Source organism: Tardiphaga sp., from assembly GCF_041424195.1.
Lineage (GTDB): Bacteria > Pseudomonadota > Alphaproteobacteria > Rhizobiales > Xanthobacteraceae > Tardiphaga.
The window spans coordinates 17,558-38,567 of record NZ_JBGMOE010000192.1 but is presented as its reverse complement, the minus strand read 5'-3'; the positions used below and the strand labels follow the sequence as shown (position 1 = coordinate 38,567).

The 21,010-nt window shown below is 61.3% G+C and carries 23 protein-coding genes and 1 pseudogene; 14 read left to right on the top strand and 10 right to left on the bottom strand.

What is annotated here, in order from left to right:
* Nucleotides 1-131: 131 nt before the first annotated feature.
* Nucleotides 132-617, bottom strand: a complete 486-nt coding sequence (locus ACEK02_RS26395; RefSeq protein WP_371424456.1) for an Lrp/AsnC family transcriptional regulator — start codon at nucleotides 615-617, stop codon at nucleotides 132-134.
* A 100-nt stretch (nucleotides 618-717) separates the two neighbouring features.
* Here ACEK02_RS26395 and ACEK02_RS26390 point away from each other — a divergent pair, with 100 nt between their 5' ends.
* Together ACEK02_RS26390 and ACEK02_RS26385 are read left to right on the top strand one after the other, a co-directional pair.
* Entirely contained in the window at nucleotides 718-1,671 is a 954-nt protein-coding gene (locus ACEK02_RS26390; protein ID WP_371424455.1) for a DMT family transporter, read from the top strand.
* A gap of 198 nt (nucleotides 1,672-1,869) precedes the next feature.
* Nucleotides 1,870-2,160, top strand: coding sequence for a hypothetical protein (locus ACEK02_RS26385; RefSeq protein ID WP_371424454.1), 291 nt, complete (start codon nucleotides 1,870-1,872; stop codon nucleotides 2,158-2,160).
* Between the two features lie 84 nt (nucleotides 2,161-2,244).
* On the opposite strand, the gene ACEK02_RS26380 is transcribed toward ACEK02_RS26385, so the two are convergent.
* Nucleotides 2,245-3,576, bottom strand: a complete 1,332-nt coding sequence (locus ACEK02_RS26380) for an aspartate aminotransferase family protein (RefSeq protein WP_371424453.1) — start codon at nucleotides 3,574-3,576, stop codon at nucleotides 2,245-2,247.
* A gap of 147 nt (nucleotides 3,577-3,723) precedes the next feature.
* On the opposite strand from ACEK02_RS26380, the gene ACEK02_RS26375 reads away from it, so the two are divergent.
* Nucleotides 3,724-4,272 (top strand): cupin domain-containing protein, encoded by a 549-nt coding sequence (locus ACEK02_RS26375; protein WP_371424452.1) that lies wholly within the window; start codon nucleotides 3,724-3,726, stop codon nucleotides 4,270-4,272.
* A 5-nt stretch (nucleotides 4,273-4,277) separates the two neighbouring features.
* On the opposite strand, the gene ACEK02_RS26370 is transcribed toward ACEK02_RS26375, so the two are convergent.
* Entirely contained in the window at nucleotides 4,278-4,727 is a 450-nt protein-coding gene (locus ACEK02_RS26370) for a MaoC family dehydratase (RefSeq protein WP_371424451.1), read from the bottom strand.
* 142 nt (nucleotides 4,728-4,869) lie between these two features.
* On the opposite strand from ACEK02_RS26370, the gene ACEK02_RS26365 reads away from it, so the two are divergent.
* From ACEK02_RS26365 to ACEK02_RS26350, 4 genes are all read left to right on the top strand, one after another.
* Nucleotides 4,870-5,229 carry a hypothetical protein gene (locus tag ACEK02_RS26365; RefSeq protein WP_371424458.1) on the top strand — a complete coding sequence of 120 codons (360 nt, stop codon included), beginning with the start codon at nucleotides 4,870-4,872 and terminating at the stop codon, nucleotides 5,227-5,229.
* Nucleotides 5,230-5,392: 163 nt separating this feature from the next.
* Nucleotides 5,393-5,692: a hypothetical protein gene (locus ACEK02_RS26360; protein ID WP_371424450.1), complete on the top strand. Its 300-nt coding sequence runs from the start codon at nucleotides 5,393-5,395 to the stop codon at nucleotides 5,690-5,692.
* Between the two features lie 225 nt (nucleotides 5,693-5,917).
* Nucleotides 5,918-7,390 (top strand): amidase, encoded by a 1,473-nt coding sequence (locus ACEK02_RS26355; protein ID WP_371424449.1) that lies wholly within the window; start codon nucleotides 5,918-5,920, stop codon nucleotides 7,388-7,390.
* A 108-nt stretch (nucleotides 7,391-7,498) separates the two neighbouring features.
* Nucleotides 7,499-7,918 (top strand): DUF1330 domain-containing protein, encoded by a 420-nt coding sequence (locus ACEK02_RS26350; protein ID WP_371424448.1) that lies wholly within the window; start codon nucleotides 7,499-7,501, stop codon nucleotides 7,916-7,918.
* Here ACEK02_RS26350 and ACEK02_RS26345 read toward each other — a convergent pair.
* The 4 genes from ACEK02_RS26345 to ACEK02_RS26330 all read right to left on the bottom strand — a co-directional run bounded on the left by ACEK02_RS26345 (nucleotide 7,911) and on the right by ACEK02_RS26330 (nucleotide 10,945).
* On the bottom strand, nucleotides 7,911-9,374 hold the full coding sequence (locus tag ACEK02_RS26345; protein WP_371424447.1) for an L-lactate permease: 1,464 nt from the start codon (nucleotides 9,372-9,374) through the stop codon (nucleotides 7,911-7,913). The two genes, ACEK02_RS26350 and ACEK02_RS26345, sit on opposite strands and share 8 nt — an antisense overlap.
* A gap of 127 nt (nucleotides 9,375-9,501) precedes the next feature.
* The gene (locus ACEK02_RS26340) at nucleotides 9,502-9,819 is read right to left on the bottom strand and encodes a hypothetical protein (RefSeq protein WP_371424446.1); all 318 of its coding nucleotides are present in this window, start codon (nucleotides 9,817-9,819) and stop codon (nucleotides 9,502-9,504) included.
* A gap of 258 nt (nucleotides 9,820-10,077) precedes the next feature.
* The gene (locus ACEK02_RS26335; protein WP_371424445.1) at nucleotides 10,078-10,254 is read right to left on the bottom strand and encodes a hypothetical protein; all 177 of its coding nucleotides are present in this window, start codon (nucleotides 10,252-10,254) and stop codon (nucleotides 10,078-10,080) included.
* A gap of 16 nt (nucleotides 10,255-10,270) precedes the next feature.
* A complete protein-coding gene (locus tag ACEK02_RS26330; RefSeq protein ID WP_371424444.1) occupies nucleotides 10,271-10,945 on the bottom strand; it encodes a nitroreductase in 675 nt (224 codons plus the stop codon).
* Between the two features lie 57 nt (nucleotides 10,946-11,002).
* On the opposite strand from ACEK02_RS26330, the pseudogene ACEK02_RS26325 reads away from it, so the two are divergent.
* A pseudogene (locus ACEK02_RS26325) lies at nucleotides 11,003-11,158 on the top strand (hypothetical protein); the annotation flags it as partial.
* 17 nt (nucleotides 11,159-11,175) lie between these two features.
* Here ACEK02_RS26325 and ACEK02_RS26320 read toward each other — a convergent pair.
* The 3 genes from ACEK02_RS26320 to ACEK02_RS26310 form a co-directional block, all read right to left on the bottom strand.
* Entirely contained in the window at nucleotides 11,176-11,406 is a 231-nt protein-coding gene (locus ACEK02_RS26320) for a hypothetical protein (RefSeq protein WP_371424459.1), read from the bottom strand.
* Nucleotides 11,403-12,173 carry a COG4280 domain-containing protein gene (locus tag ACEK02_RS26315; RefSeq protein WP_371424457.1) on the bottom strand — a complete coding sequence of 257 codons (771 nt, stop codon included), beginning with the start codon at nucleotides 12,171-12,173 and terminating at the stop codon, nucleotides 11,403-11,405. Before ACEK02_RS26315 ends, ACEK02_RS26320 begins: the two co-directional genes overlap by 4 nt.
* 548 nt (nucleotides 12,174-12,721) lie before the next feature.
* Nucleotides 12,722-13,642, bottom strand: coding sequence for a LysR family transcriptional regulator (locus tag ACEK02_RS26310; RefSeq protein ID WP_371424443.1), 921 nt, complete (start codon nucleotides 13,640-13,642; stop codon nucleotides 12,722-12,724).
* Nucleotides 13,643-13,854: 212 nt separating this feature from the next.
* Here ACEK02_RS26310 and ACEK02_RS26305 point away from each other — a divergent pair, with 212 nt between their 5' ends.
* The 6 genes from ACEK02_RS26305 (at nucleotide 13,855) to ACEK02_RS26280 (ending at nucleotide 20,974) form a co-directional block, all read left to right on the top strand.
* Nucleotides 13,855-17,037, top strand: a complete 3,183-nt coding sequence (locus tag ACEK02_RS26305; protein ID WP_371424442.1) for an efflux RND transporter permease subunit — start codon at nucleotides 13,855-13,857, stop codon at nucleotides 17,035-17,037.
* Nucleotides 17,038-17,052: 15 nt separating this feature from the next.
* A complete protein-coding gene (locus tag ACEK02_RS26300; protein WP_371424441.1) occupies nucleotides 17,053-18,258 on the top strand; it encodes an efflux RND transporter periplasmic adaptor subunit in 1,206 nt (401 codons plus the stop codon).
* 180 nt (nucleotides 18,259-18,438) lie between these two features.
* A complete protein-coding gene (locus tag ACEK02_RS26295; RefSeq protein WP_371424440.1) occupies nucleotides 18,439-18,606 on the top strand; it encodes a hypothetical protein in 168 nt (55 codons plus the stop codon).
* A 4-nt stretch (nucleotides 18,607-18,610) separates the two neighbouring features.
* Nucleotides 18,611-19,180 (top strand): STN domain-containing protein, encoded by a 570-nt coding sequence (locus tag ACEK02_RS26290; protein WP_371424439.1) that lies wholly within the window; start codon nucleotides 18,611-18,613, stop codon nucleotides 19,178-19,180.
* A gap of 175 nt (nucleotides 19,181-19,355) precedes the next feature.
* Nucleotides 19,356-19,901 (top strand): RNA polymerase sigma factor, encoded by a 546-nt coding sequence (locus ACEK02_RS26285; RefSeq protein ID WP_371424438.1) that lies wholly within the window; start codon nucleotides 19,356-19,358, stop codon nucleotides 19,899-19,901.
* A 77-nt stretch (nucleotides 19,902-19,978) separates the two neighbouring features.
* Nucleotides 19,979-20,974: a FecR domain-containing protein gene (locus ACEK02_RS26280; RefSeq protein WP_371424437.1), complete on the top strand. Its 996-nt coding sequence runs from the start codon at nucleotides 19,979-19,981 to the stop codon at nucleotides 20,972-20,974.
* Nucleotides 20,975-21,010: the final 36 nt, after the last annotated feature.

The window sequence follows — 21,010 nt, the reverse complement described above, 5'->3', positions numbered from 1 at the left end:
GCGTCCCGGTAACGCTCCCTCAAGTGGAGCGGGATGCGTGGGAATATATACTGGAGTGGAATGGCGTCAAGGATTATTTTCAAAAGCGTCGCCGAAGCGCGCGCGGGCGCGAAATCCATCCGTGCCATTCATCATTCGATGATGACCGTGGGCTCGGTCTTGACGCGGTCGAGCGCGACCAGCGTTCGGAAGCTCTTGACGAAGTCATTCTCCGAAAACAGACGACGGGTCACGGCCTCGTAGGTCCGCATATCCCTGGTGACGATGATCAGGACGAAACTCGTTCCGCCCGTGACGTAGTAACACTGCTGAACTTCGGGGGCGTTCCGGAACAGAGCCTTTGTGGCATCGACCGTCGCGGATCGCTCGTCGCGCAGAAACACCTCCACAATGGACGTGATCGTCAGTGACACCGAGGCAGGGTCGACGATGGCGACGTTGGACGCGATGACGCCGGCCAACTCCATCGCGGCGATCCGCCGCTGCACCGCCGCGGCCGACAAATTAACGGCCTCGGCGATGGCGCGCTGGGGCGTCTTGTTGTCACGCTGAATGATGCGAAGGATTGCCCGATCGAACGGATCGAGTGCGCGGGGTGCATGCGATTTGGTGTCCATGCGCGAGTATTTGTTGCATTTTGGGCCGCAATCAAGGGCGCCTTAATCGCTGCGGCGATGATATTCCCCGGCTGAAGCAATTTTCAGTCGGCATCGTCACATGAGCAGCTCTCCGGCCAATTCGACATCGATCGGTATTCTGTTTGGCGCCTGCGCCGGCGCCCTGTGGGGGCTGGTGTTTCTGGCGCCCGAACTGGCCCACGCATTCAGCCCGCTCCAATTGGCAGCGGCGCGCTACTTCGTTTACGGGGTGATTTCCGCGGCCTTGATTGCCTCGCGCTGGCGGTCACTGCTCGTGAGGCTCGGACGACGCGAGTGGCTTGCTCTGACATGGCTCTCGCTTGCGGGGAACACGCTCTATTACGTTCTTTTGACGAGCGCCGTGCAGATAGGCGGCATTGCGATGACGTCGCTCGTCATCGGCTTTCTTCCCGTTGCGGTGACGATTGTCGGGAGCAGGGACAGCGGCGCCGTTCCGCTGAGCCGGCTGATGCCATCGCTGATGCTGTGCTCGGCCGGCGCGATCTGCATTGGATGGCAGGCGCTGGCGATGCCATCGTCAGGGTCTCTCCGCGAGCAGGTCATCGGCCTTCTTTGCGCAATCGGTGCGCTGATTTCCTGGACGGTTTTCGCGATCGGCAACAGCCGCGCGCTGGCCCGGCTCGACAATATCTCCGCTCATGAATGGAATCTTCTGACAGGGGTGGTGACGGGGGCGCAGAGCCTGATCCTCATTCCGGCGGCGCTCGCCATGGACACGGCGACGCATAGCGGGCTGGCCTGGGCGCAGTTTGCGGCGGTGTCGATCGGTGTTGCCGTGTTCGCATCCATCCTCGGCAACGCGCTGTGGAATCGCATGAGCCGGTTGCTGCCGCTGACGCTGGTCGGGCAGATGATCCTGTTCGAAACCCTGTTTGCGCTGATCTACGGCTTTGTGTGGGAACAGCGCATGCCGGCGCCGCTCGAAATCGCAGCCTTCGCGCTGGTGGTGCTCAGCGTCTTGTCCTGCATCGCTGCACACCGTGGTCCAAGGCGGGCAATGGCCGCGGTGTAGCTCTCGGGGCGCTAGCTCCTCGTGAGAATGTGATGAGAATTGTCGCACCGCTCGTCGTGACGTGATCGGTTGCGAACTTTGTTGTTCGCGGTGGCCGGCCGGTTAGTCACAGTCGAGCTGTAGAATTGCGCCCGACATAGACCCCGTCGGCGCGCTCCTGCTCCGGTGCGTGCGCATCCTCAAGCCCATGAGCCCGCGATGCCGAGCCAATTCCGCAAGACGTCGATCAGATCTCGCAAGCGAACACTTGGATTGGCCGCATTGGGCCTGATCGTGGATGCGATCGTCAGCCATCCCCGCGTCGACGTGCCGGCAATGGTGAATGTCGCGATGATGTCGCGTTTCGCCGTAGCGCCTGTCATGGCGTCGTTCGGCGGTCTCTCATGGACGACCAGCACAGGTTCGAGCGATACCGCTGCGCCGACACCGGCGATGAGCCCGGATCGTGTGACACGGATGTGCGCGCGGGCGCATGGCAGCGCGAGCTGATTGACAACGAATCTCTCAAACAACAACGGCCCGGACGAAGCAGGCGCTTCCTCCGGGCCGTGTGGGATCAGACCGTGTGTCGGCTCAGGCGACGCGCTTGATGGCGTCGGAGAGGATCGACACGATCTCGTCGATCTGGTTCTTCTCGACGATCAAGGGCGGCGACATGGCGAAGGCATCGCCGCTCTGGCGCAGATAGAGGCCGCGGTTGAAGCAGTCGACCATGACTTCATAGCCGCGCGCGGCCGGCGCATCCTTGCGGGGCGCGAGTTCGACGGCGCCCATCAGGCCGCAATTGCGGATGTCGATCACATTGGGCAGGTCCTTGAGCGCGTGCAGGGCATCGCGCCAGTAATCGGACAGCGAAGCGCCGCGTGTGAGCAGGCCTTCGTTCTTGTAGATGTCCAGCGTGGCGATGCCCGCGGCGCAGGCGACCGGATGCGCCGAATAGGTGTAGCCGTGGAACAGCTCGATCTGGCTTTCCGGCCCGGTCATCAGCCCGTCATAGATATTGCGGCTGGCGAACACGGCGCCGCAGGGCACGGTGCCGTTGGTGATGCCCTTCGCGGTGGTCATCAGGTCCGGGGTCACGCCGAAATAATTGGCGGCGAACGGCGTGCCGAGGCGGCCGAAGCCGGTGATGACTTCGTCGAAGATCAGCAGGATGCCGTGCTTGGTGCAGAGTTCGCGCAGGCGCTGCAGGTAACCCTTTGGCGGCGGCAGCACGCCGGTCGAACCGGGCACCGGTTCGACCATGACGGCGGCGATGGTGTCGGCGCCATGCAGGGCCACCAGCCGCTCGATGTCGTCGGCGAGTTCGACGCCGTGCTCCGGCAGGTCTTTCGAGAACGCGTTGCGCGCCAGATCGTGGGTGTGGCGGATGTGATCGGTGCCCGGAAGTTGGGCTGAAGAGAAGGCGCGTCGGTTGTTGACCATGCCGCCGACGGAGGTGCCGCCGAAGCCGACGCCGTGATAGCCGCGCTCCCTGCCGATCAGGCGCGTGCGCGAGGCCTGGCCGTTGGCGCGGTGATAGGCCAGCGCGATCTTCAGCGCGGTGTCGCCCGACTCCGAGCCGGAATTGGTGAAGAAGATGCGATCGAGGCCGGCGGGCGCGATCTCGGCCAGGCGATTGGCGAATTCGAAGGCCAGCGGATGGCCCATCTGGAATGCGGGGGCGAAGTCGAGCGTCGTCAACTGCTTCTCGACGGCACTGGCGATCTCGCGGCGGCCGTGGCCAGCATTGGTGCACCACAGGCCGGCCGAGCCGTCGATCACCTTGCGGCCGTCTTCGGTGGTGTAATACATGCCCTGCGCCGAGGCGAACATACGCGGCGCCGCCTTGAACTGCCGGTTGGCCGTGAACGGCATCCAGAACGATTCGAGTTGTAGCGTGTTCGGAATCTGATGAACGGTCACGGCGCGGCTCCCTTGGCTAATTCTGCATCTGGATCATGTTCGCCACATGGCAACAAGTCCTTTTCTTGCTTTGATTAACCCATTGATTTTATTAAATGGGCCGGGCCATATTTGCTCGATCCGAAACAGTCGCAACAGGAATTTGGCGTGAGTATCGATCTGGGTGAACGGCTGCGCTTCGTTCGCGGGCGTCACAAGCTGTCGCAGCGCGAACTGGCCAAGCGCGCGGGCGTGACCAATTCGACGATTTCGCTGATCGAGTCCAACCAGATGAACCCGTCGGTCGGCGCGCTCAAGCGCATCCTCGATGGCATTCCGATGGGGCTCGCCGAATTCTTTGCCATCGAACCGGACCGGCCCCGCAAGGCGTTCTACCGGTCCGATGAACTGACAGAGATCGGCAAGAAGCCGATTTCCTATCGTCAGGTCGGCGACAATCTGTTCGGCCGCAGTCTGCAGATCCTGAAGGAGCGCTACGAGCCGGGCAGCGACACCGGCCGGGTGCCGCTGGTGCATGACGGCGAGGAGGGCGGCATCGTGGTCTCGGGCCGGCTGGAAGTGATCGTCGACGACGAGCGCCGCATCCTCGATCCCGGGGATGCCTATTATTTCGAAAGCCGGCGCCCGCATCGCTTCCGCTGCGTCGGCGCTAAACCCTGCGAAGTGATCAGCGCCTGCACGCCGCCGACGTTTTGATTGAGCTAGTCCGCTTTGGGGCGGCACGGCACGAAGCCGATCGGCGTGAACGTATAGACCGCTTCGCCGTTCTGGTTGTAGGCAGTCCATTTAACCAGAACGGTGCCTTGGGGCTTGCTCCTGGACGGCGTCAGGCTGACGACCTCGCCCTCGAGGAACAGGACGTCGCCCGGGCGTACGGGCAGCAGCCAGCGCAAATCCTCGACACCCAATCCGATGAGCGGATGCGGACCGAACGGACGTGTTTGAACGGCCAGGCACATCGCGATCGCGGCGGTGTGCCATCCCGATGCCGCCAGTCCCTTAAATATGGTCTGTTTCGCCGCGGCGTCGTCCAGATGAAATGGCTGCGGATCGTAACGGGCCGCGAATTCCTTGATGTCGTCTTCGGAAATCGTCGCAGTGCCGCTCTTGAAGCGCATCCCCAGCGACAAATCTTCAAACCATTCGATCATCGCGAAATCCCCGTTTCGCAACACTCTAAAGCCGCCACCGACCGTCATGCAATCGGCTCGGGGGGCGGTAATCCGGTTCCGCAGCGGGCCCTGCACCTGAATTTGAATGGCCGCCCGCGTGCCAGATCTCTATGCTGTCCGCATGTCGCGATTCATGTGTCTATCGATTGCTCTCGTCATGTCACTCACCTCCGCCGTCGCGCTGGCGGCGCCAGTGAAGAAGAAGCCGCAGCAATGGAAGGGCTATGGCTTCCTGCCGGGCTATCATCAGCCGCTGAACAACAGCGTTCCGCTGTTCATGCAGAAGCGCGCGGACCTGCGCATGGCCAAGCGCGATCGGCGCCATTGGTATATCGATCGCACGCCGGTCTATTACCGGTGGTCTGACGGCGAGAAGTATTATTTCGGCCGACCCGGCTTCTATCGCGGCCAGTACAATGGCGGCAGTTTCGGCCCGTGCTGGACGCGCACGCCGATCGGTCCGGTCTGGAATTGCGGCTAACGTTGGCCCGTTCGCGGCGGTTCGGCTCATCTGCCCGCCCAATGGTGTAGGTCGGTTCGGCCGTTGCCGGCAAATAATGTTCGGTTGCGGGTTGAAGAATCTGCTGCCGGCGCCGGTGAGACCATATCTTCCTCGGGATAAGGAGATGTGATGGAGGTGCGCGATGAAACCGCACAAGCTTCCCTTCGAGAACCGGTGGACCAACGGCGAGCACGGATGGCAATGGCATTGCGAGCTTGAGCGATTGGGCCTGATGAATGTGCGGACGATGTTTGCCGACCATGAGACCCGTCATCCCGGCAAGCGGGCGGTCATATTTGATATTCCGGGTGGTTTCGTTCGCGACTGGCTGGCGTTCCACGATCGGCGCACCGCGCGTCGGCAGTTTCTTTGGCGCGCGACCGTTATTGGGCTGACTCTTGTTACTGCCGTCGGCACCGCGCTGAACCTGTTGCGCATGTGACGCCAAAGCATGTCGCGGGATGGGTGGAGCGAAGCGCCACTCGGGCGTCGGCGGCCCGGCTATGGTGCCGCTCGGCGACGTCCTGTCAGGATTTCCGGCCGCCGGTGGCGGGCACGCTGGTCTGCCCTGCGTCAGCGGCGCGCTCAGGGCACCTGCCACGGCTTCCGAAAAAACCACCATCCGGTCTAGGCTCGCACCAACCGAATCTCGAATTGGACGTGCGACATGACATTGGCGATGAGCTGGGACGAATGGGCCAAACACGATGCGACGGCGCTGGCCGATCGCGTGCGCAAGGGCGACCTGACGCCGGCCGATCTGGCGACGCAGGCCGCCGCCGGCATCGCCAAAACCAATCCCGTGCTCGATGCCGTCGTCGAAGTGTTCGACGACGTCGTCGCCGATCCCTTGAAGGACGGCATGAATCCCGACGGCATTTTTGCCGGCGTGCCCTATCTGATGAAGGATCTCGGGCCGACCCTGAAGGGACGGCTGCAGGAATTCGGCTCCATGATCATGCAGGGGCATCGCCCCGTGCAGGACAGCTTCCTGACCGGCAAGATCCGGGGCGCCGGGCTCAACATCATCGGCCGCAGCACCACGCCGGAATTCGGCGTCTGCAGTTCTGCCGAGAACAAGCTCTATGTCACCCGCAATCCCTGGGACACCGATTACACCACCTGCGGCTCCTCCGCCGGCTCGGCGGCGATGGTCGCGGCCGGTGTGCTGCCGATCTCCCATGCCACCGATGGCGGTGGTTCGATCCGTATTCCCGCAGGTGTGAACGGCCTGATCGGCCTGAAGGTCTCGCGCGGCGTCTATTCGCTGGCGCCCGCGCTGTCGGATCTCTCCGGTCTGGTCTCGATCCAGGGCTGCGTCAGCCGCAGCGTGCGCGACACCGCAGCCTTCGTGGACAATTGCCGCGGCGGCGCACCCGGCGAATTCATGCCGTTCTGGTCGCCCGCAGAACCCACTAGCGATCTGATCAAGCGCGATCCCGGCCGTCTGCGCATCGCGCTGTCGCACGAATGGGGCGACTACCGCGCGCCGCCGCATTTCGTCGCCGAACTGGAGCGTGTCGGCCGGCTGCTCGAAGGGCTCGGACATCACGTCGAATGGGCATTGCCGGAGGTCGATTTCCGGGCTGCGTTCGCCGCGCAGACCACCTGCTACATCAGCAATTTCGCGCAGGTCATCGCAGGCCATCTGGCGCGGCTCGGGTTGGACAAGCCGACGCTCGAACTCCTGGAGCCCATCAACATCAAGATCTGGGAAACCGGGCTGCAGACCTCCTACACCGAACGAGCCGCGATGCAGGCGGTATTCAACACCACGTCGCGCGCCTTCGGCGCCTTCTTCGAGCGCTTCGACATCATCCTGACGCCGATTACGGCAAAGCCGACGCCGAAGGTGGGCACATCGGAATATCTCACCACCAGCACCAATCCTTCGGTGCACGACTGGTTCGCCAATCTGTGGCAGAATTTCGCCTATACGCCGCTCGCCAATCTGTGCGGCACCCCCGGCATCTCATTGCCGCTGGCGGCCCAGGCAAACGGCTTGCCGCTCGGCATCCAGGCGCAGGCGCGTCAGGCCAATGACGGCTTGCTGCTGCAACTGGCTGCGCAGATCGAGCGCGCAATCGACGGCCAATGGAATGCGGGCAGGGTGCCGGCAAAGCATGTAAGCCGGCAATAGGCGCGCCAGCAGATACTGTCCCACAGCGACGTTCCTGGACGATGTCGATCCCGAGGCGTAACCGGTCTCCGCTTATCTGCCCACTGCTTGCTGAAACAGGAGTCGTGCATGGCTGTCGATCTCTTGAATATCGAGGGACTGAAGGAGCTGGAACATCAGGGGCCGGTCGTCATGGTCAACCTGATGCGATTTCGCGAGCGCTCGCTGGACGGCGACGGATCGGGCTGGGACGCCTATCTGCGCTACAGCGCGCTGACCGTGCCGATGATCAAGGCACGCGGCGGCACCTTGCTGTGGACCGGCGACGCGAAGGCCGTTGCGCTCGGTGAACCCGATCACCAGCAATGGGACTATCTGGCGCTGGTATATTATCCCTCCGTTGCAGCCTTCGTGGAGATGATGACATCGCCGGATTATGAAAATCGCTGCGACCCGCATCGGACCAACGGCTGCGCCGAGCATGTGATCATCTGCACGAGCGAGGCCTACAGCAAGTTCAAGGTGGGATCGATCCCGAACCTCAAATGAGCCTGGTGGCGATCAGAACGGAGATCGCGAGCAGCACCGCGACGATGACCACGACGAAGGGCAGCATGGCGCGATAGGCGTCGCGTTCATGGCCGGGCGTTCCCGCGAGATTGCAGACGATCGACATCCGCACCGGCGAGACCATGTTGAGCGACAGGGCTGCGGCATGCTGGAGCGCGACGACGGCGGCGACGTCGAGGCTGGCTTCGGTGGCGAGGCTGAGTTGCGACGGCATGAACAGGCCGTTGGCGGCATTGCCGCTATTGGCCAACGCGCCGAACACCGCCGAGATCATCGGCGTCACCGTCACCGACCAGACCCCGAACGTATCATACATGCCGCGGGCGAGGCCGCCGGCGATCCCCGAGCGCGACAGCAGTTCGGCCATCATCGAGAACACGATCACGGTGAGCACCGCGAGCCGGCCGGTCTTCCACGCCGCTGCGATCTCGACGGGGAAGGCTTGCCGGTGACCGCGCAGGAGGGCCGTCAACACCGCCGCTGCCACCAGCCAGGTGCCCGCGTGAAATAGCGGTGCCCATATGGGCACGCCGGCAAACGGCTGGATGCTCCAAACGGTCTGCAGGAACTGGTTGAGCGGCGGAACGAGGCGTGTCAGCGCGAGCCAGCCGATCAGCAGCGTGAACGGCAGCATGCGCCGCGCAGCGGTGGCGATCGCCGCGCGGTCCGGCTTCTCGTCGATCAGATAGCGCAACACGATGGCAGGCCCGAACGCCGCCAGCATTGCGGGCTCCGGCCCGAGAAACGCCGTCGCAACGATGGCGAGGCCGAGACTGCCGACCAGCCAGACCGCTTCGCTGGCGCGCTCGCGCCAGTCGGCCGTGATGCCGGCACGCTCCGCCATGCGCCAGTAGATCGGCAGCCACAGGATGTTGAATACGAGGTAGATGTAGCTGGTGTGCAGCGCCAGCGCCGTCGGATCCGTGCGCGCGAAGGCCGCGCCGACCACCGCGCCGCTGCCCATGGCGCCCCACACGATCATGGTCTGGCTGATGAGCGAGAAGGCGAGGAGTTCGATCGGCTTCAGGCCAAGGCGGCGGATCAGCACCATCGTCCCCATGATGCCGATGCCGAAGCCCGTGGCGGATTCCGCGAAGGGCCCGATCAGATAGCAGGCGGTGAACAGCAGACGACGCCGCGCCTGCGCATCCGGCAATAACGTCTCGACGGGCATGGCCGCACCGCCGGTGCGGATCGCCATCTGCCAGAACAGCAATCCGCCGAGGATATAGGGCACCACGATCCAGCCGATCCATGCGCCGCGCAGCAGCGCCGTTCCGGCCTCGGCGATCGAGAAGAACTGGGGCGCGGTTGCCAGCGCAACCACAAGCGCGGCGGCAAGGCCGATCAGCGAGGCGGGGAGTGTGCCGGCGCGCCCGCTGGCGATGGCGCCGATGACCGCCAGCGCTGGCAGTGCCCAGATGAGGTAAAGCAATCCTCCGCCCCCTGTTTATTCGTTAGGCGGTGGATGCGCGGGAAAGGAAGGGACGTCAACCGCGCTGCGCGCATGGCACGGACCCATCGCAGCACGAAGCGATCAACCTGGCGAGAGCCAGACACCATCATGCCGGCCTGACGATCGATCTGCGTTCGCGTTCGGCGTAGCGGTCGATGAAGTCTTTCACCCCGGGGGGCAGATCCTCGCAGGTGGCTGCGGCCCGCTGTCGAATATAGCGGGCAATATCTGCTGACACGTCCTTCGTCCAGCATTCGGCAAGATTGAAAGCGACCACGCGGTCAGGGTCGGAATATCGCCCTGAAAAGAAATCGGCGATGACGGTATCGAGGTCTGTTTTCCCAACCTCGGCCTCCCGCCAAACACAACCACCCTGCCGGCCGTCCACGACCAAGTACACATTTTGATCGTCGCCGTTCGGCACGACCGATGGGGTCCAGGCCCCACGCATAGTTCAATCCTCCATCGTGACGATGATCGAACTGCGGATTAAATCTGTGTTGAAATGAAAAGTTCCCGGAAAATCAGGGCTCCCTGTGCCATCGCTGGTAATACAGAAAACCCCGCCATTTGGCGGGGTTTTTGACGGTAGCTCATGATGATCGAAAGAGGCGAATGGTATCGCACGTCATACAGTTCCGTTCCGCGCCAGCGCGTATCCTGCAGGGCGGATGGCGCGTTGCTACTTCATTTGACCAGCGCGGATGCCGAGTTTCTTCACACGGGTTCTGATGGCGAGTGGCGATCGCTTCAGGCGCAGCGCGATCTCGTTGATGCCGCGCCCGGCCGCCAGTTGCCGCCGCAACTCCTCGTCCTGTTGCGCGGTCCAGACGGTGTCGGATGGAGCGTAGAGTTTCATCGCTCGCTATGATCGCTCATTCGAAGCCGACGAACCGCGTGGCTTCCTCGACCGACTTGCGTTCGGACACCACTGCATTGGCGGGAAAGCTGTCATCCGGCCATCCGAGCGCAATGCTTTTCATGATGACCTGATCGTCGGCAATGCCGGCATGTTCGCGCACGACCGGCGACTGCATGATGCCCTGGCTGTTGATCACGGCGCCGAGCCCGCGCGACCAGGCGGCATTGACCAGCGCGGTCGCCACGGCACCGCAATCGAAGGGCGTATCGTCGCTGCCGTCCAGCACGCGGTCATAGGTGACGATCACGCAGACCGGCGCGTCGAACTGGCGGAAGCCGCGCAGGACCCAGTCCTGCCGCATCTCCTTGTCGTCGCGGGCTATCCCCATGGCCGAAAACAATTGCTTGGCGACGCCGACCTGCCGGTCGCGGTGATGACCCGCAAAAGCCTGTCCGGTGCGAAACTCGCGCGACTGCGGGATGCCCGCGATCATCCGCTCGGTATTGCCGGCGCGAATCCGGTTGAGCGGCTCGCCGGTGACGACGGTGAAATTCCACGGCTGGGTGTTCATCGACGACGGCGCGCGCATCGCAAGCGCGATGACTTCCTCGATCAGCTTCTGGGGGACCGGATCGGGCTTGTAACCGCGAATGCTGCGGCGACCGAGGATGACGTCATCGAACTTCATTGGTGGTGGCTCCCTGGGGCATTTCTGAATTGGGCGGGATATTCCCGGTTTCCTGGCGTGTGTGCAAGCCAGGGCAATATCCAGCTGTATTCCAAGGGCAGCATCCTGCCTGGTCTGTCGCGCATCAGGCCCACGTTCGGCGGCAACCTTCTCGCAGGGGCAGCCGAAGGCGACATCAATGCCGGCCGTGGCTCCAGGACGACGGTGATCGATACGCCACCGAAGCGCGTCTATGATAAATATGGCGGTGTGGTGCTGTCGCCGCAGCGACAAGCCGTGCTTCCGATCAGGATGACGACGAGACCCGCGAACAGGAGGAGGGTTCCCCATTCCGGGGTCTGCAGGACCTTGAACGACAGCAACCATGTCGCGGCGATCCAGGCCACGATAAGCACGGCGAAGCTACCGTCATCGACGAACAAGCCAAGGATTCCCTTCAGGATCGCTTTGATCAAGTTCATGAGGTGACCTTCGTGGCTGGCAGGTTACGGGCGCTCAAACAGGCTTTGCATATGGGGATGGCCACAAGACCGAAGACCATGAATCCGAGCGTGAGACCGAGGATCGACCAGTCATTTCCAGGCCATGCAAGTCCCAGGCCCTCGCCGACCCAGAAAGCGCTGAAGGCGGAGATCAGAATTCCGACCACGAACTTCAGCGTATTTTCCGGCACGGCAGATAGCGGCTTGTGAATAACGAGACCGAGCGCAATGACGAGGAGAAGGGCAGCAACGGCTCCAACGCTGGCCGGGATCAGGAGACAGGGTCCTCCGGCGCCGAATGCGATCACGATGAAGATGACCTCAAGCCCCTCCAGCATCGTAATCTTGAAGGCGGTGCCGATCGCGACTGCATCCCATCCCGCTGCATGTTTCCCAAGAAGTCGTAGCGACTGCGTTTCCTTCTCGAAGGTCGCCGCCTCGTCATGCAAGGGGATCGCACCGGCGTAGCGCAGAATCGCCTTTCGTAACCATCTCATGCCGAACAGAAGCAAGAGCGTGCCGAAGGCGAGCTGAACCATATGGATGGGGATGCGCGTCAACGCTGGACCGAGCGCCAGCACGATGGCCAACTGGAGCGCCAGGGCGCTTCCTGCACCCATCAGCGCGCTTCTCCATCCACGGACCGTTCCGACCGCAAGGACGATGGTCAAGGCTTCTACGAATTCGACAAGCGAAGCAAAGAACGCGGCGACGCCGGTCGACCAGCTATGTGTCCAGATGGTGATCACTAGGGAAGCGCTCCAGCTGCGAAGGCAGTGGAGATGTCCGGACCCGAGGGCCGGGACATCTCCATCCAAGGCTCCGTGAAAGAATTAGCCCCCGCCGGTCCGGCCTTCCGCCGACGGGTCGTCCATCCTCTCGAAACCGCGACCGCTGGTGTTTTGGTCACCGTTTTCCGGAGCCATAGACGCTGGAGTGACGTTACGAGTCGCCGCGACAGAATCGTGAGCCTGCAGCCGCGCGTATGACGACATAGCGTGCGGATGTGCGTTCCTGTGGTGATCGCCTTGTGCGTGGGCACCGGCTCCGCTCACTAACAGGGCTGCCGTTGTAAGCAGAACGAGTTTACGTGTGAACCGCTTCGTATGGGACTTCGCTGATGCGTATGTACTGGTGGTGTTCATGATTGCATTCTCTCGTTCGTGTCCGCCCCATAGCCGAAATAGGCGCAATCAGGACATGCATCAAATGCATTGTATTCATATCGACATGCAGGCAGAGAATTTGTGAAACGGGAATGCCGGAGAACTGCTCTACGCCGTCAGTTGTTATGTCATTTCGTAGATAGCGCGTGATGGATAGTTGACCGTAGCCATCCATGGGCTGGTTGATTGTCCAGTCTTCGCAGCCATGTCATGGCGGTCTGCGCCGGTCGTGGTGGTCGCGATAACGGTCGGAAGCAGAGCTCATGGGTTTTCACCAAGGCCTGCGCGACCTTGAGCGGTAGAATCGAGACTAGATCCGATCCCTCGAGGATTGCCGCTGCAGACAGGAACGGTGCCCGTACCTCCGGGATCCGTTTTGCAGAACGCGCTCCGTTCTCAAAGCCATCCGACTCGGTTCCGAATTTTGCAGAAGATATTTGCAAGAAAGGGAGCGTCGAGAGCGCTTGCGGGTCCATCTCGCGTGATCGTGCTGCTGGATGCCGCTTTCGGAGTACCGCGACGAAGCGATCCTCGGCGATCAATCGACGCGAAAACCGCTCACCCGGAGCCTCGAAAGACCCAATGGAAAGCTGGAGTTCGTTTCGATCGAGATGGTCCAGAACATCGATCGTTCCGCTTGGCCGGAAGTCGAGCCTGACCATTGGTGCGGCCTGGGAAATGGCCGAAACGATTTTTGGGACGAGTACGATCGCCGCGTAATTATCGACCGCGATGGTGAAGGTTGATTTCGCCTCTGCAGGATCGAACTGTTCCGGTTGCAATGCTTCACGGAACCCGTCCAGGGCGGAGCGGATAGGACCAGACAACTGCTCCGCGCGTGGCGTCGGCTCCATGCCATTTGGACTCCGGACGAAGAGTTCGTCCTTCAGCATATGTCGGAGCCGGGCGAGGGCGTGGCTCATGGCGGGCTGACTGAGACCGAGCTGGCGTCCGGCCTTGGTCACCGATCTTTCTCGCATGATGGCGTCGTAGACGAGGAGAAGATTGAGGTCGATGGCCGAGAGGCGAGGCGCGGCGACCTTTGCCATACGGAGCTCCATTCACATTGAGCATGTCTGCATGAATACAATGCATTTTCAGAATGCGGACCGCAACCCCATCTTGAGCATTGATACGGGCGTTTGCACGGTGATTCATTGTGTCTCATTCCGACGATCACGTTTGGGCGACGCGAAGGATCAGCTAAGTCACGGCAGACAGATGATCGACGGAACGCAACTGCCTGCTTCGGAGAAGACCAATGATCGGGATTGTTCGCCTCGCGCTTCAGAGGCCGTATACGTTCATCGTGATGGCGATCCTCATCATGATCTTCGGCGTCACGTCCGCATTGCGGACTCCGACCGATGTCTTTCCGAATATCAATATCCCGGTGATCAGCGTCGTCTTCAGCTATACGGGGTTACCCGCAGACGACATGGCGGGGCGTATTGTGACCTTCTACGAACGCTCATTGCCGAACAGCGTGAACGATATCGAGCACATCGAGTCTCAGTCCATCGTCAACTACGGCATCATCAAGATCTTCTTCCAGCCGACCGTCAATATCAACGCTGCTCTGGCGCAGGTAAACGGCATGTCGCAGACGGTCCTGAAACAGATGCCCGCTGGTATCACACCGCCACTCATTGTCAGCTTCAACGCGTCGAGCGTTCCGATCCTTCAGCTGGCGCTGTCCAGTCCGCAGATGTCGGACACCCAGATCTATGACTCGGCACTCAATTTCATCCGCCCAGCGCTCGCGCCCGTGCCGGGCGCAGCGTTACCACTGCCGTTCGGCGGAAAGGTGCGACAGGTCCAGGCCGATCTAAACCAGCAGGCTCTGCACCAGTATGGAATCTCGGCAAATGACGTTATCAACGCGCTTTCGCTACAGAATTTGATCACGCCGGTCGGTACGGAAAAGATCGGGAACAGTGAATACACCGTCAATCTGAACGGTTCTCCCGCCACGATCGACGCGTTCAACAGTCTTCCCGTCAAGACCGTGAACGGTGCGGTGATCTATATGCGCGACGTGGCGTATGTTCATGACGGCAGCCCACCGCAGATCAATTCCGTTCACGTCAACGGCGCCAGCGCCGTTCTCCTGACGATTATGAAGTCCGGAACTGCGTCCACATTGAACATCATCAACGGCATCAAGGGGCTGTTGCCTCATGTGGCTCAGACCCTGCCGTCCAGCCTCAAGCTGACCGCCGTCGGCGACCAGTCGGTGTTCGTTACCGATGCGGTGTCGAGCGTGGTGCGGGAAGGTGTGATCGCCGCGGTTCTGACAGGGATGATGATCCTGCTCTTCCTTGGGAGCTGGCGTTCGACGCTCATCATCACTCTCTCCATTCCGCTCGCCATTCTGGCCGCTCTGACCGGGTTATCTCTGCTCGGGGAGACGATCAACGTCATGACCCTTGGCGGTCTGGCCCTTGCGGTTGGCATCCTCGTGGACGATGCGACGGTGACCATCGAGAACATCAATTGGCACCTCGAGCAGGGGAAGGAGATTGAGCCTGCGATTATGGATGGTGCACGGCAGATCGTCGTTCCCGCGACCGTGTCGTTGCTGTGCATTTGCATCGCGTTTGTGCCGATGTTCGGCCTGTCAGGCGTCGCCGGTTATCTCTTCCGTCCGCTCGCGGAGGCCGTTATCCTGGCTCTGGCGGCTTCCTACATCCTGTCGCGGACGCTCGTCCCAACCCTCGCAAATTACCTCCTCAGCGATCAGCACATTGCGCATGGCGGGAGCGAGGCATTGCCGCCCTCCCGGAATCCGTTTGTGCGGGCGCAGCGGGCTTTCGAACGCAGGTTCGAGCGCGTGCGGGATTCTTACCGGGAACTTCTCCGGGCCTGTCTTGCCAATCGTGTGAAAGTTATCGCCGGGTTCCTGGTCTTCAGTCTGGCGTCGTTCGGCCTTGCTCCATTCCTTGGCCAAGATTTCTTCCCTTCCGTCGATAGCGGGCAGATCAAGATGCATGTCCGCGCGCCGACCGGTACCCGCCTCGAACAGACGACCGCGCTGACGGATCGCATCTCGGCGGCAATTCAGGGCAAGATCATCCCGGCGGATCAGATCGGTGGCGTTGTCAGCAATATCGGCTTGTCGGTGAGCGGCATCAACATGGCCTATAACAATTCAGGCACGATCGGGCCGGGCGACGCGGATATCCTGATCAGTCTGAAGCCAAACCACGGACCCACGGACGACTACATCAGGACAATGCGCGAACAGTTGCCGCGTCAGTTTCCGGGAACCACGTTCGCATTCCTGCCTGCGGATATGGTCAGTCAGGTGCTGAATTTCGGCGTGCCCGCACCGATCGACGTCCAGATCGCGGGACAAAACCTGCAGTCCAATCGCCAATATGCCAATTCGCTGCTGGCAAAAATCAGGACAATCCCGGGCGTTGCCGATGCACGCATTCAGCAGGCGTTCGAACAGCCGACTTTGAACGTCAACGTCGATCGGTCCATGACGTCGCTCGTCGGATTGTCGGAGAAGGACGTCGCGACCGCGATGCTCACGACCTTGTCCGGAAGCACGCAATCGGCGCCGACATATTGGTTGAATCCTGCTAACGGCGTCAACTATCCGGTTTCGATCCAGACCCCGCAGCGCGACATCGACACGATGGCCGGCCTGAAGAATCTGCCGATATCGACGGCGTCGGGATCGAGTGCCCAGTTGCTTGGCGGTCTCGCCGAGATCCAGCGCAGCCGGAGCAACGCCGTTGTGACGCATTACAACGTTCAGCCGACGATCGACATTTATGCGACGCCGCAGGGACGTGATCTCGGTGCCGTTGCCGTCGACATTCAGAAGACCATCGACGCGACAACAAAAGACATGCCGAAGGGCGCGACGACGACGCTGCGGGGGCAGGTCAGCACCATGACCAGTGCCTACAACGAACTCTACATCGGTCTCGCCGCGGCGGTCGTCCTGATCTACCTGCTGATCGTCGTAAATTTTCAGTCGTGGATCGATCCGTTCGTTATCGTCACGGCGCTCCCAACCGCACTGGCAGGCATTGTCTGGATGCTTTTCGCTTCCGGAACGACATTGTCGGTTCCGGCCCTGACCGGAGCGATCATGTGCATGGGCGTCGCGACGGCCAACAGTATTCTCGTCATCAGTTTCGCCAGAGAGAAGATGGCAGAAGGAGCGGGCGCGCTCGAAGCGGCGTTCGAAGCGGGCGCATCGCGCTTTCGTCCGGTCCTGATGACAGCATCGGCCATGGTCATCGGAATGATGCCGATGGCCATCGAGCCGGGGCAGAATATGCCGCTGGGACGAGCTGTGATCGGGGGGCTCGTATTCGCGACCTGCGCAACCTTGTTCCTCGTGCCGACCATCTTCGACCTCGTGCATAGCCGTGATCGTCGAGCAACTCATTTGAACGAGGCCGTCGCCTCGTCATCGCATTAAGCGGAGCCTCAGGAAATGTCTGCCGAAACACCCGGATCGTCGGGACGCCGCAAGTTTCTGATATCTGCAAGTGCCGCTGTTCTGATCGGCTGTGCCATCGTCGGCTACGGGCTGATGACCCGTGCGCAGAGCAAGCAGGAGGTGGCCATCTGGACCGATCAGCAATCGGTGCCTACCGTTGCGCTCGCAGGCCAGATTTCGGTTAAGCCTACCCAGTCCTTGACCCTGCCGGGCAGCATACAGCCACTAAATAAGGCTGCGATATTCGCGCGCGTAAATGGATATGTGCGAAGCTGGGATCATGACATCGGAACTCCGGTGAGGGCCGGGCAGGTGCTGGCTTCCATCGATGCGCCTGACCTCGATCAACAACTGAGTCAAGCCAAGGCTAATCTCGCCAGCGTCAAGGCGAGCTTGCAGATCGCCAATCTCACCGCGAACCGCAATAATGTTCTGGTCGAGAAGCAGGTCGTCGCACAGCAAATGGCTGATCAGACCAATGCAGATGCCAAAGCCAAGGCGGCAGTGGTCGCGGCAAATGAGGCGAACGTCCGTCAACTTGAAGCGACGCAATCGTTCAAGACGTTGACCGCTCCATTCGACGGTGTCGTTACCGCGCGAAACGTCGAACTTGGCATGCTGATCAGCTCGGGTGGTTCCGGCCAACCCTTGTTCGAGGTCTCCGATCTGCATCGCGTCCGCATTTATGTTCAGGTGCCACAGGCATTCTCGGCGGACCTTAAACCAGGTGTGACGGCGACCTTCGAACTCCCGCAGTATCCTGGGCAAATGTTTAAGGCGACGCTGACCCACATTTCTCAGTCATTCGGAGCCAATTCGCATACAATGCAGGTCGAGCTTCAGGCCGACAATACGGATGGAAAGTTCTACGGCGGTAGCTACTGTACCGTTCACTTCCAGATTCCGACCTCAGCCAATCTGGTTCAGATACCATCTACGGCGCTGGTCATCAGCAACGCGGGTACGAAGGTTGCTACCGTTGACGTTAACAACAAAGTCGCAATCAAGAATGTGAACCTCGGTCGTGATTTCGGCGATAGCGTTGAGATCCTTGCCGGTCTTTCCATATCCGACCGCGTCATCAACAATCCTCCGGAGACGATCTCCGAAGGTGAACAGGTGAGGGTGGACCAGCCACAGAGCCAGGCCCCGACGAGCCAGTCTGCCAACGCATCGACCACTGGCAAGAGCCCGAACTGAGATGGAATCCGCGAGTGACCTCAGCCTCGGTCGCTGTCCGTGGCCCGGTCATTTGAGACTGATCGTTTTCTTTGCGAAGAGAGGCTCTGGCCTATCTGGGGTTGTGGTGCGCTGACGCGCTATCCCGCTAATTCGGTACTGGCAACGAGCGTTCCGAGCCCTATTCAAGCAAATTGAGATTTGACGCTCGATAAGCGTGGCTTTATACGCGGCCTCTGCGCGGGCGAATTTATCAATGAGCCGATATGCGAAATCGAGTTTGACAAGGATTGCCTGCCGCGCGGGTCTTTGCATTTCGACATTCATATTCACCATGCTCCTGGCGGCGAGCGGATCTACGGCCAGTGAGACTTTGGCGTCGCTGCGTGCCTATGACATCGTTGCGCAACCACTTGACGCTGCATTGAATGCCTACATCCGCTCCAGCGGCACACAGGTTTTCTATGAGACGGCTCTGACGGCAGGTCTGACCGCCAGACAGGTCAAGGGCCAGCTCACTCCGGAAGCGGCACTGCTTGAACTTCTTTCCGGTACGGGGCTGGTGGCGCGTCGCACGGATGTGGATGCTTTCGTCATTGTGTCGATCCCTCGAAGCCAGGCCGCCCGCGCGACGCCAGCCGCCCGGCCGGGACTGCAATTCATCACCGCGCTACAGAGCGGCGTCGTCGACGCGCTGTGTCGGACTGAGCGCACGCGCCCCGGCGCCTATCGCGTGGCGATCGAGTTGTGGATAGCCGAGACGGGTGCCATTCAGCGGGCGTCCCTGATCGGCTCGACCGGCGATACCGGGCGGGACCGTGCGCTGATTGCGGTGTTGAGCGGCGTGCCAATAGGGATGGCGCCACCGCCGAACAGCCTTCAACCGTTCGTCCTGAGCATCGGCGCGCGCGTGCCGGGCGAGACCGGTGATTGTCAGGGATAGTTTTTTGCCGCTTAGTCGATCTGTCACATAAGGGTGATATTCGACCCGCGGTTTTTGGAATTTGGCCGCCGCTCCAGACGAACGTCGCGCGGGCGCACGTGACGCGCGCAAAAATGCGTTCATCCGTCGTCGTTTTGCTCCGGTCATGGTTGAATGAGTAAGGGTCTGTCGGCCTATGACAGAAACGACGTGGGCGGCATTGCGGGACTTGCTGACCCTTCGCTATGAAGACTTCAGGAGACGCTTGACCCGGCAATTCGGGTCCGAGGACATTGCAAACGAGACGCTGCATGAGACCTGGTTGCACTTGCACCGTCCTGGCGATGCGGGTTCCGTGCAGAGTCAGCCCGCATTCCTGATGAGGATTGCCGCCAATATTGCGAAGGATCGACGACGTGCCGAGCGCCGCAAGGCCAAACGTTCGGAGATCGATGCAGCCCTGGACATCGCCGATCCTGCTCCGGGGCCAGCACAGAGTGTAGAGGCAAAGCTCGATCTCAAAACGGCGGAGAAAGCGATCGCCGAACTTCCCGGCCGGACGCAAGCCATTCTGGTCGCGTCGCGATTGCGAGGGCTGACGCATCAAGCCATTGCTGACCAACTGGGAATTTCCAGGCGCACCGTGCTTTACGAGCTGAAACGGGCCATTGCCCACCTCGAAGCGCGTCTCGAAAATAATCCAGCTTATGATTGCGCTGATGGCGATTCAGAATCGTCATAAAAAGGTCGTGCCGGAAAGAGCCGCAGGTGATGCGAATATTGTCAGATTAGGTGCGGCAAGATGAATGGTTTTGGCGGATGACGCGATCTGACGACGGGCAGGGCGACAGCGACATGTTGAGGCAGGATGCATGGAATTGGGTTTTGCGCCTGACCTCGGGCGACGCGACCCAAGCCGATCTGAAGGACCTGAAGACTTGGTGCGCGCGCAGTTCTTTGCACGCGGAAGCTTTTGCACAGGCGAGCGGGCGATGGCGCTCGTTCGGGCCGGCGCTGGAAAATGCGGTGCGCCAGCAGTCGCCCGGGCGAGGGGCTGTTGCGTTCGCGCCGCGGACTTTGGCCGGACAGGCGATGGGGCGAAGGGCGTTTCTCGGCGGAGCGCTGGCGGCATCGGCGGCTGGAGCCGCGTTCGTGGCGGTCCGCCCACCGCTCGGTCTATGGCCGTCCGTCACGGAGTTGGCTGCGGATTATCGCACGGCTGCTGGCGAGCAACGACGGATCGCTCTCGCCGATAGCGGCTCGGTCGAGATGAATACGCGAACAAGCCTGAATCTGGTCGCCGATCCCGCCGGCACCGATCGTATCGAATTGATCGTGGGCGAGGCGGCTGTCTCGACACGCGCCAAGGCCGTTGCGGTGATGGCGGGCAATGGACGGGCAACCGCGGACGCGGCCAGTTTCAGTGTTCGATGTGACGGCTCGAATGTGTCGGTCACCTGCCTTGAGGGCGTGGTTGAAGTGACCCGGCATGGGCGTGCAACGACCCTGCGACAAAATCAGCAGATCGCCTACGCTGCAGACAAAATCGGACCACTGGTCTCGGTCGAGGCCGCTGTCGTCACCGGATGGCGAGATGGAGAACTCTACTTTCGGGATGAGCCGCTATCGCATGTGATTGAGGAAGTTAATCGCTATCGGTCGGGGCGCATCTTCCTCATGAATGAAAGTCTCGGCCAGCGCCGCTTCACGGCGCGTTTCAAGCTGGACCGGCTGGAAACGGTGGTGGCGCAACTGGAGGCCGCGTTTGGCGCTCGTGTGACAAAGCTGCCGGGCGCGGTCATCGTCATCAGTTAACCGGAAGCGACAAGGGCCACTCGCACCTACAGTGCG